The organism is Psychrobacter sp. DAB_AL62B (assembly GCF_028895345.1).
Lineage (GTDB): Bacteria > Pseudomonadota > Gammaproteobacteria > Pseudomonadales > Moraxellaceae > Psychrobacter.
In genome coordinates this window covers 121,142-136,979 of record NZ_SAXC01000003.1, presented here as the reverse complement: position 1 = coordinate 136,979, position 15,838 = coordinate 121,142, and the positions used below count along the sequence as shown (strand labels likewise).

At 42.6% G+C, this 15,838-nt stretch carries 7 protein-coding genes; 5 read left to right on the top strand and 2 right to left on the bottom strand.

What is annotated here, in order from left to right; translation table 11 throughout:
* Positions 1-138: 138 nt before the first annotated feature.
* Positions 139-1,479: an MFS transporter gene (locus EPB74_RS05705; protein ID WP_274903276.1), complete on the bottom strand. Its 1,341-nt coding sequence runs from the start codon at positions 1,477-1,479 to the stop codon at positions 139-141.
* Positions 1,480-1,951: 472 nt separating this feature from the next.
* Between EPB74_RS05705 and EPB74_RS05700 the strand changes: the two genes are divergently transcribed.
* Complete coding sequence (locus EPB74_RS05700; RefSeq protein WP_274903275.1) at positions 1,952-5,344, top strand: autotransporter assembly complex protein TamA; 3,393 nt, start codon at positions 1,952-1,954, stop codon at positions 5,342-5,344.
* 123 nt (positions 5,345-5,467) lie between these two features.
* Positions 5,468-10,462 (top strand): translocation/assembly module TamB domain-containing protein, encoded by a 4,995-nt coding sequence (locus EPB74_RS05695; protein WP_274903274.1) that lies wholly within the window; start codon positions 5,468-5,470, stop codon positions 10,460-10,462.
* A gap of 122 nt (positions 10,463-10,584) precedes the next feature.
* Here the strand turns inward: EPB74_RS05695 and hemP are convergent, their stop codons facing one another.
* Positions 10,585-10,743, bottom strand: coding sequence for a hemin uptake protein HemP (gene hemP, locus EPB74_RS05690; RefSeq protein ID WP_227672156.1), 159 nt, complete (start codon positions 10,741-10,743; stop codon positions 10,585-10,587).
* A 211-nt stretch (positions 10,744-10,954) separates the two neighbouring features.
* Here hemP and EPB74_RS05685 point away from each other — a divergent pair, with 211 nt between their 5' ends.
* The 3 genes from EPB74_RS05685 (at position 10,955) to EPB74_RS05675 (ending at position 15,618) form a co-directional block, all read left to right on the top strand.
* Positions 10,955-12,067: an NUDIX domain-containing protein gene (locus tag EPB74_RS05685; RefSeq protein WP_274903273.1), complete on the top strand. Its 1,113-nt coding sequence runs from the start codon at positions 10,955-10,957 to the stop codon at positions 12,065-12,067.
* A 450-nt stretch (positions 12,068-12,517) separates the two neighbouring features.
* Positions 12,518-13,798 (top strand): lipocalin family protein, encoded by a 1,281-nt coding sequence (locus EPB74_RS05680; protein WP_274903272.1) that lies wholly within the window; start codon positions 12,518-12,520, stop codon positions 13,796-13,798.
* A 374-nt stretch (positions 13,799-14,172) separates the two neighbouring features.
* Positions 14,173-15,618, top strand: coding sequence for a glyceraldehyde-3-phosphate dehydrogenase (locus EPB74_RS05675; RefSeq protein ID WP_274903271.1), 1,446 nt, complete (start codon positions 14,173-14,175; stop codon positions 15,616-15,618).
* Positions 15,619-15,838: the final 220 nt, after the last annotated feature.

Below are 15,838 nucleotides of genomic sequence, written 5' to 3'. Positions count from 1 at the left end.
AGCGTATCAATGATAACAACTTGCTCAAAATCATTACTATAGCAAACAATACAGATTGTCGGCATCATAATTATGCGCTGACCGTCCAACTTATAATGACATCTGTCATAGTCCTATTGGTTCAAATTTTCCAACGCTCTAATCATGTCTATTAAGTTGATTGTCATCAATTTGGATACTTGCATGCTGGATATGCTTATTCAGCTTCAGATATAAAAACACCCCAAAGACAATATTCAGCAAGCCTGTGACTAGAAATAATTGCGGTAATGACATGCCTAAACTGTTTAATACGACGATAGAAAAAATCGCTGAGCTGACCATAAATATCGCATTAAAGATGTTATTCGCACCGACGATGCGCGCGCGGTGACTCTTGGGCGCATACGCCTGCATAGACGCATATAAAGGCACGATATATAAGCCGCCACTAAAGCCTAAAAAGAACAGATCGATAAAGACGCGCCAGCTACCAGTGATATTAAATAGTCCGCTCATGCCTATTAAAGTGTCCGTATTGACATCAATAGATAACCCTGACAATGAAAAGTATAAATCGATAGCAAAAATACTTAGACCAGCGATGCCAAAGGGTAATAGGCGTAAGCTGACCTGATTTCTGGTCAATCTTTTACATAACAATGAACCAATGGATACCCCAACTGAGAATAAGGTCAGTAGGAAAATCACCACTGACTCATCACCGTGTAAGATAACTTTGCTAAATTCAGGCGTTTGGGTCAAAAATGTTGCCCCATAAAACCAGAACCAGCTATTACCTAAAATGACAAAGAATAAAAACCGTAACGAATATAAGTAGCGTACGGCTGACATACTGGTAGTAAAAATATTCCAATTAATCTTTAAGTCAGGCTGCATCGCTGGCATGGTGGGTATAGATCGTGCTGCAAAATAACCTAATATCGCGACTACTAATACCGTCACGCTAATCCAATATAGCGGCTGCGGTACTTGGGTTAGGACGCCAGCAATAATCATACCGAGTAATATAGCCAGTGACGTGCCCATTTGAAATAAGCCATTGGCACCGACCAATTCATTTTCTTTCATTGCTTGTGGTAAATAGGCGTATTTAATAGGCCCAAAAAAGGTAGATTGTGTGCCCATCAAAAATAACGCGACAAACAATAGTGCGTACCACTCAAATACAAAGCCCACTGCCGCAATCACCATAATTGACAGCTCGAGCAGCTTGGTAAAGCGGGTCAGTTTAGACTTTTCAAACTTATCAGCGATTTGTCCTGCGAGCGCTGAAAATAGGAAATAAGGCAAAATAAACAGCATCGCTGCCAAGTTATTCAAAATACTGACCTCAACCCCAAGCTGGCTAGCAGCAGTGTAGGTCAGGACTAATATCAGCGCTTGCTTAAAAATATTGTCGTTAAACGCCCCCAAAAATTGGGTAAAAAACATGGCACTAAAACGGCGGCGCTTAAATAACTGAAACTGATTGGCCATGAAAATTCCTACAGATGGGTCGCGGCTAATAAATGAGAAGGAAAATAGATAACGCAGCTGTCAATTTATCAATAAGCAATATCGATAATTATCAACGCTATCAAAAACTTATCTAAATATGACATAGGTTTTATCAATGTTAAGCCGTATAATAGCAAGGCTTTGGTAAAAATACATGCGCCCAATGCTATGATTTAATAATTAACTAAGTTATGATTTGTAAGTTTTAGCGGATAAAAGCCTGAAAGAGCGAGCGCTAGCAAGGATTTGCCAGCACTCAACACAGTTTATTGCGGGTCATCATTTAGGCGCTAATATTCAAAGTAGTGCTCAAGCGATCATGGCCCAAACGATACCAAGCAAATTCGTAAGCAAATAATCTCAGTGAACTGCGATAAGTTTATTCACCGGTAAGACTTAACAGTTGCTATCGTTAGTAACCTTGTACCGCGTGAGGTGATAGGGAATAAATATGAAATACCAGCCTTCAACGCAAGCGCGCAACTTATCGGTTATGTCACCTGATAGCTCGCGTCTTTGTTTTACCCGCACAGCGCTTTTTAGTGCCTTGACCACGAGCTTGGTCGGCTTTGGCATCGCGCCAGCCGCTTTTGCTGCTACCACTGCTGATTTGAATAGCAGCACCGTTAATAATAGCCAGCTCATCAAAAATAATGCCTTCGCGGCTCAGCCAACGACGGCAAAAGTACCTTCTGAGCTACCACCGCTTTCTGATGATAGCCAGCTCGATATCGCTTTAGATGCTTTGCGCTTAAAGAAAGCGGTCGACCAAGGTATTATTGAGCAGTCCGTATTGGATGATTATAGCGAGCAAAACTTAGGCATTAAAAAGCCTGATTCAGAAAAATCAGATGGAAAAACTAACAGCAACGCTGGCACTCAATCAAATAAGAATGACTTCGATAGCTTTAACGATATCAAGAATGGTATCGATAATAATTTAAATAATGATATCGATGGTTTGGACAACATACAAACAACTGATACTAATGAAGATTTAGTACAACAAGCCGCAGCGATTCAGCAGCAAGGTTATCAGATGATGACCCCTGAAGAGATTGATCGTGAGCTGGCAGCGATGGACAGGCAGAATGCGCAAGATATAAAAGGTATTGGCAACGCTGGTAATAGCACTAATGACTTTGATGCGCCTGTAGCCACTTTAGACGACAGCACGCCGCCGATTGGGCTGGATGTGGGCTTGGATGCGACCAATATTCCAACACCGAGTAATCTAGAGACATTAGGCACTAATGAAAGCGCAGCTGAACGTGCAGAGACCGCTGAAATTATGGCACGTCCCATTAATGTCAGTGACTCTGTCAGTAGCGGCAACGCTGATCAAGCCGTTGATAATGACATTTTAGCCAATATTAATAGTTCAAATAATGGAGAAAACGCGCTGTCAGATGGTATTGATCCTGATGATTATTTGCCCGATTATCAAAATGATACTCAGGCAGTGAGTGAAAGTATTGAGCAAGCCGAAAAGCCCAAACCAATGGCACGTAACAAAGGCAACATCGTTAAGCGACTTTATAATCGTTTGTTTAATGCTGGCGCGATAACGCTACCGCATATAGAAACAACGATCTATTTACAACAAGCAGCGGCTGACAATGCAACCAATAATGCTGCTAATACGAAACCAAAGTTAATTAAAGCCGATGATGATGTGCAGCCGATTAAAAACATTAAGGCGGCACTCGATGAGACCACTGTCCAATCTGTCGTTGAGTTTACGGCGGCGCTACCGCGCTTACGTCAGACTGCATTGGATGCGGCAAAAGCCGTTGGTTACTACGATGTGACCTTGCGTTTGCGCCAGCCTAATGCTGACACTATCGATGTTATTATTGAAAAATTGGGTGAACCGGTACGCGTCGATAGCCGTATTGTTGATATTCGCGGTGAAGGTAGCGAACAAGCAGAATTTGCCGCGTTAGAGAAAGACTTGCCGCCAAAAGAGGGCGATATCTTTAATCATCGCGTCTATAAAGACAGTAAATCTGCCCTTGAATCACTCAGTAATACCTACGGCTATTTCGACCAATATTGGCTAAATAAATCAGTCGATATTATCTTGCCGGATAACGCCGCTGATGTGTCGCTGGTTTATAATACCGGTGAGCGTTACCAGTTTGATGAAGTGGTATTTTTTACTTACGATGAAGAGTCGGGTACGCTGACTCGCGACCCTGAAAAGCTACCAGTTGAATTATCATTATTAAGGCAATTGCTCGACTTTAAGGCGGGTGATCCTTTTTATCGCCCAGCCGTGACCAAATTTAGTAATGATTTGTCGTCAACCCGCTATTTTAATACCGTCAACGTTGAGTCGATTTTTCCACCAGATGAGCGCACTGAAAGCAGCACTTTAGCATTTGATAACTCACCAAATAGTAGTGGTGATAATGATACGACAAATGACGATCTTGATGTCGCCTCCGATGTTAGTGGCACCAGTCAAAATGACAGTACTGGTAATGATGGTGTTCTTTACACCAATAGTGGAGAAAAAGTCGACGCTGCTGATATCGCAGCCATTGAGTTTGAAGCTGACGAAGAAACAGTTGAGAAGCTGCAAGCGATTAAACAAAAAGCGGAGCGCCTAAGTCGTTTGCCAAATGATCGCGTGTTAGACGAAAAAGACCAAGAATCAAATAGTATTTTAGGTAAAATCAGTGACACTATTAGTGATATCGCGCAAAAAATATTTCCTGATGAGGAGAACATACTGGCTGACGAAAACTTTGTCCCCCCGATATTGGCAGGACGTAAAACACCACAGGAAGTGTTAGAGAGTAAAAAAGTACCATTATACGTATTTGTTTCTGCTAGTAAACCACGCGATGCCCAAGTCGGTCTTGGTTATGGTACGGATACCGGTGTCCGCGCAACCGCTAAAATAGATTATAATCTGCTCAACCGTAAAGGCTATCAAGCAGGGGTGGAAACAGAAGTTTCAAGGATTACTAAAAATGTCGGTGTTTATGCGAGCCGGCCATGGAACCATCCTTTAAATGATAAGTTAGAGGCACGTTTAACCTATGAAGAAGAAGTCATTGATCAAGGTGAAGGCACTTTTGATTTGTCTACTAAAACCTTAAAAGCGGCATTAACGCGTAACATCCGCCGTGAAAATGGCTGGAATCGTAGCTACTCTGCTCGCTACCGTTTAGATGAGTTAGAAACGGGTGTTGATGAGGCAGATATAGACGATCTTCCTATACGCTTTTCTTCCTCTAAACCGCGCCAGCAAGCATTATTATTTGGTTATGGCGTCAGTAAAACTGATATGGATAGCGCAACCAATCCTACTCGCGGCATACGCCAGTATTATGCCATTGAAGCCGGTGCTGAAAAAGCACTGAGTGATACTGACTTGGCAATCGTTCGCGCTGGCGTGAGCGGTATTTATAGCTTTGGTACGGATGATAAACACCAAGTACTTGGTAGCGTCAATGCGGGTTATATTTGGGCAGATGACTTTTATGAGGTGCCTTATAAATTACGCTTCTTTGCCGGTGGTGATCAAAGTATTCGTGGTTATGACTACGAAAGCTTATCGCCAATTGATAAAGGTTATCTGACGGGTGGGCAAATCCTTGCGGTTGGTAGTGCAGAATATAACTATGAATTTAGACCGGGCTTTCGCGGTGCATTTTTCACCGATGTCGGTAACGCCTATGACAAAGATTTTGATACGGACACCAAAGTTGGTGTGGGTGTTGGTATCCGCTGGGCGTCGCCGGTAGGCGTTGTGCGCGTGGATGTTGCGGCTGGTGTAACAGAGGAGAGTATTCCCGTTAGGTTACATTTGTTTATCGGATCGCCTCTATAAATATTTAATATGAGGTCGTTAGTATTAGATACTTGAGATTAATGACCTAATATATACATCAAAAACAGTGCTGTTTTTATTCTAGCGATTGCTGGTAATCATTCTTTAACGTAGTTGAGTGTCATGTTGACCAAAAATACCCCGCCTAATAAGCCTTTGGATGAAGATCCGGCACAGCGAGATGCCCGTGCAGTAAGACGATGGTACCCACTGTCTTTTTTGCTAAAACTGATGGTGCTCATTCTTATCGTGCTGGCGATTATGTTCGCCATATTTCTGTATGCGGCTGGTACTGAATCAGGTACTAAGTTTATTTTAGAGAAAATCAGTGCGGAAACGGGTATTGGGTTTAAGTATGGTCGCGGTAACCTGCGCGATGGTATTTGGGTCACTGATATCGACATCAGAGCGACCGATGATCTTGAGGTACTGGTAGATAAGGCATACGTCAAAATAGGCTGGCGCGCGGTTTTTGCCAAAGAAGTACATTTGCGCGATGCAGACATACAAACCATTGAAATTATCAATAACAAGCCGCCAACGGGCGAAGCCTTCGACTATAAAACCCTCAGTTTGCCGGTCAATCTGCGTTTTGATCAAGCAAAAGTAAAAACCATTATTTATAAACAGCTTACTAGAGATGATATCGTCATTCATGATATTACCGCGCGTGATTTAACATGGGTAGGCAGTGAAGTCACCGTTGGTCGTGGCGACCTCCACTATGCTGATATTGTAAAAATCAGTGCATTAAAAGGTAATATCGATCTGCAAGGCGACTATCCGCTAGATCTTACGGCAATTGCTGAAGTTAGCGCATTAGAGAAAGTCTACGTAGACCCGCTCAATATCACAGCAACTGGTAGCCTAAAACGTACCGTAGGCAAGGTACGTAGCCGCTACAATGATAGTGATGTGAGTGGTGATATTGTTGTACAAGGACTAGATGATGGCGCACCGTTCCAAGCCAAACTTCAGTGGGATGATATCCTTGTCCCCTATGCAGACAGTCAAAATATCCACCTAAAAAGTGGTACAGCGACGGCATCAGGCGTTATCTCTGAGATACGCTTGCGTATCAATACGGAATTGACCGCTAAAGACATTCCTTCAGGACATTATCAAGGGCGCGCAGTCATTGCCAACAGTCAACTACGCATTGATAGTCTGAATGCCGACGTTCCTGCTGGGCGTTTATTTGCGCAAGGTATTTTAGATTGGAAAAACAGCTTTGATGCCAAAGTAGTGGCAACCGGTCGTAATTTTGATATTCGCCGCGCCATTCCTAATGACTATGCAGATTTTAAAGCCTATGCGCCGCAAAAGCTTAATGGCAAGCTGTTCGTCCATTATCAACAAAAAAATACCACCGGCAATCTACAGCTCAATGCTGATTTACGGCAGCGAGATGGCGAGCATGTTAATGCTAAAATAATACAGGGTAAAACCCTAGCTAAATCTAAGCAAGCCGCGCCTTGGTATATTGATGCCACGTGGCAGAATCTAGTGCGTCGTCAATTACCAAATATCGGTAATGTTGATAGCCCAAGCGGCCAGGCAAATGTCATCGTCCGTGGTTCGCGTTTGTCTGTCGATGGCAAAGCGGTTATTAATGAGCTTAATGCTGCTCCTAAAGGCAACTACGATGTGGGTATACGTAAAGCTGGCAATGTCATCGATATCAACCGCCTAAACTATAAAGGGGTGGTAGGCGATTTATCAGGAACTGGGCAAATTCAACTGGCGAGCAAAAAGCGTCCGTTAACATGGCAGATTGATGCGCGCACCAATGGCTTACTCCCCAAAAAATATCGCAGTGACTTACCACTCGAGCGCCTAACAGGACGTATCAGCGCGCGCGGGCGCATGCTGAATATCACTAAAAACCGTGTCAAAGGACAGCGTCATATTATTAATTTTAATAATACGGATTTGCAGGCGCAACTTGATGCCACCCAAGATGGCCGTGCTATCGGTATCACGGGTGGCGGTGATGCCAGTGTCGATATTATTGGTGGTGAGCTTTCTGTCTTTGATGCGCGCTTCGATGGTCAAGTCGATACCGCTGATGTGCCAAAAGGCCGTCTATCGATTGATGCGGCGGGCACGCCAAATCTTATTCGTATTCGTAAATTAAATTACAACGGCGAAGCAGGTGCAGTAAAGGCCAATGGTGTCATTGACTTACGTCAGGATATTGGCTGGAACGTAGATGGTCGCTTTGATAAATTTAATTTGGGTTACTTTTTACCCAATAATGCCGCCATTATTACCGGTGATTTGAAAACCAGTGGCGTGTGGCAAAGTGCGCCAAAAAACAACGCCAACGCAACAGGCAAACTTAAAAACTTTGTTGTAAATTTTGATGGTGTTTTAGACGCTGAGCAATTGCCAGCAGGTAAACTTACTATTGATGCCAGTGGCGATGCCCAGCTGATTCGTATTAAGCGCTTCCGTCATGTGGGCGCGGCAGGCAGCATCGATGCTAAGGGTACCGTTGATGTGCGTCAAGGTATTGCTTGGGATATCGACGCGGTCATGAATCGCTTTAACTTGGGTTATTTCTTCAAAGACATACCAAGCACGATCACCGGCACCATAGACACAAATGGACGCTGGAGCGACACCCAGCAAATCATCAATATCAAACAAGTTAACTTGAATGGTATGTTAAAAGGTCGGCCGCTCAGTGCCAAAGGTAGCTTGAACGCGAAGATGCATTTGCCAAAAGACTTGGCAAGCTATTTTAAACGCTTACAGACGCAAGATGCGCAGGCACAATATAAGCAAGTTAACGCCTTAATTGATAGCTTAAACGCTGATAATTTGGTGCTGCGCTGGGGCGATAACTATATAACCGCCAACGGCAATGCCAAACAACTACAAGCCAAGATTAACATTACCAGTCTTGACCAGCTCTCAGACAAGCTTGCCGGTAAAGTATCTGGCGGTGCTACCTTATCGCAGCCAGCAGGACAAGCGTTACCGACTATATATATCGACTTGGTCGGTGAGCGTATCTCGCTACCAGGCTTTACATTACGTCAAGGTCGTATTCATGGCAAATTGGTCAATTTGGCAAATAGCCCAAGCCAGCTTATCGTCACGGCTAAAGGTTTAGACGCGGCGGGACAAAGTTTTAAAAGCTTGGATGCCACTTTTAATGGTACTGAGCGGTCGCATGTGGTCGATCTTGATTTGGCTAATGAGGAGCTTGATATTTCTGCTAGGCTCAAAGGCGGTTTTAATCGAGATCAACTCAGCTGGTCAGGGGTGATTGGTAAGGGGCAGGTCAAATCTAAATATGCGACTTTAAACCAGTTACAGCCTGCGCAACTGATTGTTAATTTACCCAAAAAACAAGGTAAAAATAGCACTGATTTAAAAGTACAGTTAGCGGCACATTGCTGGCAGGCAACTGACCAAGCAGGCAAGCTATGCTTACGTAAAAACCTTATCGCTTCCGCAGCAAGTGGCCAAGTTGATTTAGCCATACAAAAAATAGATACGTCACTATTTTCAGCGTTCTTACCCAAAGATATCGATTGGCATGGCAAGATTAATGGTAAAGCTATTGTTGGCTGGCAACGCGGACGTCCACCGACTATTAATACCACGCTATATTCTGACAACGGTAAAATTGGCTTAATTCAAGATGGGGATAGTGCGCCTGTTACCTTACCTTATAAGCGTATCTCGCTCATTGCCGTGTCAGTCCCTAATGGTCTCAAAATACGCTCAGATATCAATACGGGTCGCGGTGCTCGTGGTTATGCAGAAGTCATCGTTGATCCTTATAAAACGCCTAAACCAATCTCAGGGGCGCTTGTGCTCAATGAGCTTAATTTGGCCGTTTTTAAGCCTTTCTTTCCTGGTATGCGGGTACTTGAAGGCAATATTACGATGGCAGGTGGCTTGGGCGGTACGCTAGACAAGCCGCAGTTTTATGGTGATGTAAAATTGGCTGATGGTCGTGTGGCGATGCTTGGTTTGCCGGTTAATCTAACCAAAGTGAATGCAAATGCCAAAATTCGTGGTACCCAAGCGGTTATTGATGGCAAGTTTAATAGTGGCACCGGTACTGGAACGCTCACTGGCACCGTTGATTGGCAACAAAAGCTACAGGCAAAACTGAGTATCATTGGCAAGGGTTTGGTATTAACCCAGCCGCCATTATTAGTGGCTGAGGTCAATCCTGATATCGATATTATCGTGCGTCCAGGCGACCGTTATGTCAATATTACAGGAGCCGTCAGCGTGCCGTCAGCGACTATTCGTCCGCCAGAAGCCAGTGAAGACATCGTTACTCAAAGCGAAGACGTCGTTGTGCTAGACCGTCGTCTCATTGGTAATATTGATGAGGTCTTAGCCGTCTCAAAACCTTGGTCAATCAATGCTGATATCGGTATCGATTTGGGCAATGATATTAATTTCCGCGGTTTTGGTGCGGTCATACCTCTAGCAGGGGCGATTAATATCACTCAAAATGGTACGGGCATCATGCGCGCAAAAGGTGTCGTGCAAGTATCACGTCGCACCAACATTAACGCCTTTGGTCAGAATCTAGAGCTTAACTACGGTCAAGTGCGCTTCAATGGTGATGTCATGAAGCCTAATCTCAGTATTGAAGCGGTCAAAAATATTAGTGGGAAAACAGTTGGTGTGCGTGTCAAAGGCAATACTGAAAGTCCAAATATCATCGTCTTTAATAATGCAGGACTTACTCAGCAGCAAGCGATGAATGCTTTGATCACCGGTCGTATTAATAATAAGAGCGCCACTCAAATCAGCGAACAAGGCTTTAAGTCTCAGGTTACCAATAACTTAGCTGCTGCCGGTCTGAGTTTTGGGCTGAGTGGTACACGCAATCTAACCAACCAAATTGGACAGGCGTTTGGCTTCCAAAGCTTGACCGTTGATGCCTCAGGCAGTAGTGAAGATACCAACGTCAACGTCACTGGTTATGTGACTCCTGACTTATATATTCGCTACGGCGTGGGTGTCTTTAACGCCCAGAACAGCTTGTCTGTACGTTATCAGCTGACCCGTCGTATTTATGTTGAAGCGACATCAGCGGCAGAGAATGCGGTGGATGTGGTCTATAGCTGGCAGTTCTAAATGGTGCAGCGAGATATTTTCCACTGCTGTGATTGTCGCTGATGAAAAATAGCGCTTAATAATTTTATCCAATAAAAAACGCCTTTTAGTAAAGGCGTTTTTTTGTGACAGTGGCAGTTGATTTATTTGGTTAAAATTAAGCGGTTATTACGCGTTAAGCGCAAGCGATATTCTTCACCTTCGTGTTCGATACGTACTTCTTTAGTCAAGGCAAACAGATGCTGTGATTGCAAAGTAGGCAAGCGGTTTTCGCGGCAGTTCAAATAGCGAGAGATAACCATGCTCATAATAAAATCCTTTTGATAAAATAGTAAAGTAGAAGATAGCAACAGGCAATAAGCTATTAACGATAATAATTATCATTTAGATTGATGGCTTTTGCAAGCTAATTAATAAAATAAATTACGGCGATTGTGTAAACTCATCTAACACCGTTGTTATATAAGCAATCAAGTGCAGCAATAAAACACCTGATTAGTAAAGGAAAATATCATGGCAAGTCAAACAAATATGCCCATAAAAAAAGATTCAATAAAAATAATAAATGTCGCGGTTGCTGTTATTCATTATAACAATCAGTATTTGCTTGGGTTTAGAGACGCGTCTCAACATCAAGGTAATCGCTATGAGTTTGTCGGCGGCAAAATAGAGCACAATGAAACCGCCAAACAAGCACTCATACGGGAAGTTGCCGAAGAGACAGGTATGGATATTAATAGTAATATCGCCGTTAAGCTTGGACGACTGCACCACGATTACGGTGATAAGCAAGTCTGCCTACAGGTTTATCGTATTGAGATGACAGCGCTACAATACGAGCAATATAGACATTGCAGCCATGGTCTAGAAGGTCAGGCGTTAAGCTGGGTAGATAAATCAAAGTTACTAGCAGGCGATTATAATTTACCAGCCGCCAATAAGACGATTCTTGACTGGTTACGATTGCCAGCGCAACTAGCCATTACTTATCCATTGGCACACTTTAGTGCCTCTCCTCAACCGATGGCAGCGTGGTTAACGTATCACAAAGAGCATTTAGCGGAAGAAGCTTGGGTTTATGTCCGAATTAAAGTAGCAGGCTTAGAAGATAGTGCGGATAGTACGGCACAATTGCTGCATTTACGACCTTATGTCCAAGCAATTGTGCCTTATCATCCAGATTCTAATAGGGAAAATTTCCAGCTTTTAAAAACTGAAAATTCAACAATGAACAGCCAAATTGTTGCGAGGCACTTAACACATAGGCAACTCTTGCAATGGCTAAGTAGCGCTGAGAAAGACAAGGTATCTAACGGCACGATATCTTCAAGTTTGCCATTAATAGTCAGTTGTCATAATGCCGATAGCATTGATGCAGCCAATCAGCTGGCTGGCGCGCGTCTACAACAGCAACTCTCACCAGTCATCGCTATATTTTTATCGCCTGTATTGTTCACTCAAACCCATCCTGATGTGACGCCACTTGGTTGGGAGGATTGGTCAGAGTTGGCAGAGTTAGCGGATATGCCAGTCATTGGTTTGGGTGGTTTGTCACCGGCGATGAAAGAGCAAGCAATGCTACATGGTGGTATTGCAGTTGCTGGGATTCGTCAATTTTTTAAGTAGTCTTTAAAGCCATTTTTAAAGCCGTTCTTACACTAAGAAAGTGGCGTAGACACTGCTCACCTCAGGGTATAAAGCAGCTGTACAGTGAATAAAAGCGCATAATTGCATAGAATAAATCCTTGATTTTAAATATATTTACCCAGTCAGTCATTATGTGTTCGTTTTATTGTCTAAATATAGAATTGCTTACAAACCGTTGCGTTTTCCTACATTGCTACACTGTTTTGATAGTGATTTTGCCATTAATATAAATCATTAAATTAATAAAGGTCGCTGAATCAGTTTTTGTATAGGTAAGTTATTTATCTATCGCCGCGACTCTTAAAGATTATAACAAAGTTTAATTTTCACTCATTCGTCTTTTATCGTGAAAGTGATTTTGAAAATTATCTTGTACTTATCTAATAAATAAAGAATCTCTAACAATCACTATTAATTAATGGTATCACTATGAAAACCACTAAGTTACCGAAGTCAGCATGGTCTGATTCTCAGGCAGCCGGTTCTCAATCGCATCAGCAGACTGGTCAGCTACCAAAGTATTATCTACATAAAGACTATCTACATAAAGATAGTGCGTCACAAGTGGGTAATGTTGGTCATGCTAGTAATGACGCTAGCTATAATAATCAGGAGTGTAACGACGAATGCTTGAATCATTTGATGAAAGGCACGTCTATACAAACCAGCTCTTATGGATATAAAAGCATTACAAAATCAAAAGAGTCTGCAGTGGTTAAGAAAAGCAATTTCAAAGTCAGCGATAGTAAAGGTAGCAGCACGAGTAATAGTGTTGCAAGTAATAGTACTGCAAGCTCTTATATGAGTAATACCTATAAAAAAGCTCATAGCCTTAAAGAAAGGCAAAGTAGCGGCTACGCAGATATTGATACGTATCCAGAATCATCAACGTCGCTGTTTGTGGAAGACGATATTGTAGAAGATCATATTAACAATCTTACAAGCTTATCTAAAAAAAATGAATCCAGATCAAATAACAATACTTCCTTTGAAAATGCCAAGTCAGGCATAACAGAGATACCGGAGCGCATATTTATGAATGGTCTTATTAAGCATACAGGTATCGCTCTCGCCATTATTATACCGTTAGCAGCATTTTCAGCTTACGCGGCTTCGCCACCGGTAACTGCGCCGACTGCTGCCGCCACCAATGATAACACCTCACTAGAAACGCTAGCGATTAAACCCAGTAGCATTATTCATAAGTCTGCCAATACACCCACTACGGTGGATAGCGTCGATCTCAAAAAGTATGCAGGCACTTGGTATGAAATAGGTCGCTTACCGATGTATTTCCAGCGTAATTGTGCCAGCGATGTAACGGCCACCTATGTCGAAAAAACAGATGGTTCAGGTATTAAGGTTATTAATCAGTGCAAAGCTGAAGATGGTTCTGGTATTACTGCGGAAGGTATAGCCAAACCAGCTGACGCTACTGGCAGTAAGCTAAAAGTAACGTTTTTACCTTCATGGATTCGCTGGTTACCTGTAGGGCGTGCAGATTATTGGATATTAGCACGTGATGAAGACTATAAAACTGCGTTAGTCGGCGCACCTAATAAAAAATATTTATGGCTGCTGGCTCGTTCGCCAAATGTAAGTCAGGAAACCTATGCTAAATACCGTCAAATCGCCCAGCAACAGGGTTATGATTTAAAAGAATTTAAGCTAACCCCGCAGACCAATCAAACGGTCAGACTGGTTCCATAGAAGTCTAATAGCTATTGAAGGCTTTACAGCTGCTTAATAACAGTCAGTTAAAAAGCTTATATTTATCATGTTATAAGTAAGTATCAAGTCACTTCATAATTAAGTCGCTTTATAATAAGGCAGCATAATAGGCTGCCTTTACTTTGCTTATAAAGATCCTATCGCTATTAAATAGCTTATAAGTTAGACAGAATGGTTAGCACTAGCAAAATAAGGCGTTTTAAGCTAAAATCTAGCTTATCTAAATACTCTGACGATAATAACCGATGACAATAGTCGTCCGTTAGCCTAATAGAATTGTCGCTTAGACTATATATAACCGATTTATTGATCTTTCTTCATACTTTACTGATTCCCTAATACTGACCATAAGGATGTTTCTCGTGAGTAACGCTGATACCTTACGCCAATTACATCAAGACCACTTGAGCAACTACAACAATCAAGAGCAACAAGCCATTGAGTTAATGGGGCTATTGAATAAGCTTTATAACGAGCAAGATGTGCAAGTGACTTTGTTTGGTGATACGCTAGACACAAATTCAGTGGGCCAAATATTGGCACTGCATCAAAAAGTAGCGCTGCGTGACCAAGGCGCTAATGCTATCGATATCGCCGATACGTTAGCGATGGTTAAAGTTTTGGCAGAGAATAAAGATATTCAAGCAGTCCGTATTGATGTGGGTCAGCTGATTGCGAATGACAATGATTTACAAGCAGCGTTGCAGTCAATTGATAACACCAAAGGCGCTATCAATGGCGCAACTGATGTTGTGCTATACGGTTTTGGTCGTATCGGTCGTATCTTAACGCGTCTATTATTATCACAAGCGTCAAGCAGCAAAGGTATGCAGTTGAAAGCCATTGTCGTCCGTCCTGCGGCAGCTGGCGACTTAGCTAAGCGTGCGTCATTGCTAGAGCGTGATTCAATTCATGGTAGCTTTGCAGGTGGGGTGGTTGTCGATAATGAAAACAACGGTCTGATTATCAATGGCCGCTTCGTACAAATTATCTACGCCAACGATCCAAGTGATATCGACTATACGGCTTATGGTATCGACAATGCGTTAGTAATCGACAATACCGGTATCTGGAAAGATGAAGCTGGTCTTGGTAAGCATCTGCAATCTACAGGCGTGAAAAAAGTGTTGCTAACGGCTCCTGCTGGTGGTGAGATTAAAAACGTCGTTTATGGTGTGAATAATGACACCGTTGGTGATGATACTATCGTTAGCGCCGCAAGCTGTACCACTAATGCGATTACGCCAATGCTAAAAGTGTTGAACGATGAGTATGGTATCGAAAATGGTCATGTTGAAACGATTCATTCGTTTACTAATGATCAGAATCTGATTGATAATTATCATAAAGCCGATCGCCGTGGCCGCAGTGCGGTATTGAACATGGTTATTACTAGTACTGGTGCAGCCAAGGCCGTAGGTAAAGCATTACCAGAGCTGAGTGGTAAATTGACCGGTAATGCAATTCGTGTGCCAACGCCAAACGTTAGCTTAGCGATTTTGAACTTGAACCTTAAAACAGCGCCAGCTAGTGCTGATGCGCTAAATGAATTCATGCGTAAAGTATCCAATAGCAGTCAATGGCAAACACAGATTGCTTATACAGACTCTACAGAAGCGGTATCAACTGATTTTGTAGGCGATACTCATGTCGGTATCGTTGATGCACAAGCGACTATCCTTACTGACAATCATGCTATTGTTTATATTTGGTATGACAATGAAGTAGGCTATAGTACGCAAGTATTACGTTTAGCGACGCAAATGGCAGGCATCAGCTACACTCAGATTCCAGCATAAAACGTCTGCATCTATAAGCGCTACGGTAAGAACAGTTATGCCGCAGTAGGTTGTATCTTAGATAAGTCGGTATAATGTTAAATATAATACTTAAGCACCCGATAGTCCGATTGGTTATCGGGTGTTGTTGTCATAATAGACGCTAAGTGCGAACATAAAATTTGTTGCAATAATTTTGTCTGAACAATATAGCTAAAACCTAAAACGCAGTCGTTGGCTG

Coding starts and splice junctions, on each gene's coding strand:
- EPB74_RS05705 (WP_274903276.1), bottom strand. CDS start 1,479: ATGGCCAATCAGTTTCAGTTATTTAAGCGCCGCCGTTTTAGTGCCATG.
- EPB74_RS05700 (WP_274903275.1), top strand. CDS start 1,952: ATGAAATACCAGCCTTCAACGCAAGCGCGCAACTTATCGGTTATGTCA.
- EPB74_RS05695 (WP_274903274.1), top strand. CDS start 5,468: ATGTTGACCAAAAATACCCCGCCTAATAAGCCTTTGGATGAAGATCCG.
- hemP (WP_227672156.1), bottom strand. CDS start 10,743: ATGGTTATCTCTCGCTATTTGAACTGCCGCGAAAACCGCTTGCCTACT.
- EPB74_RS05685 (WP_274903273.1), top strand. CDS start 10,955: ATGGCAAGTCAAACAAATATGCCCATAAAAAAAGATTCAATAAAAATA.
- EPB74_RS05680 (WP_274903272.1), top strand. CDS start 12,518: ATGAAAACCACTAAGTTACCGAAGTCAGCATGGTCTGATTCTCAGGCA.
- EPB74_RS05675 (WP_274903271.1), top strand. CDS start 14,173: ATGTTTCTCGTGAGTAACGCTGATACCTTACGCCAATTACATCAAGAC.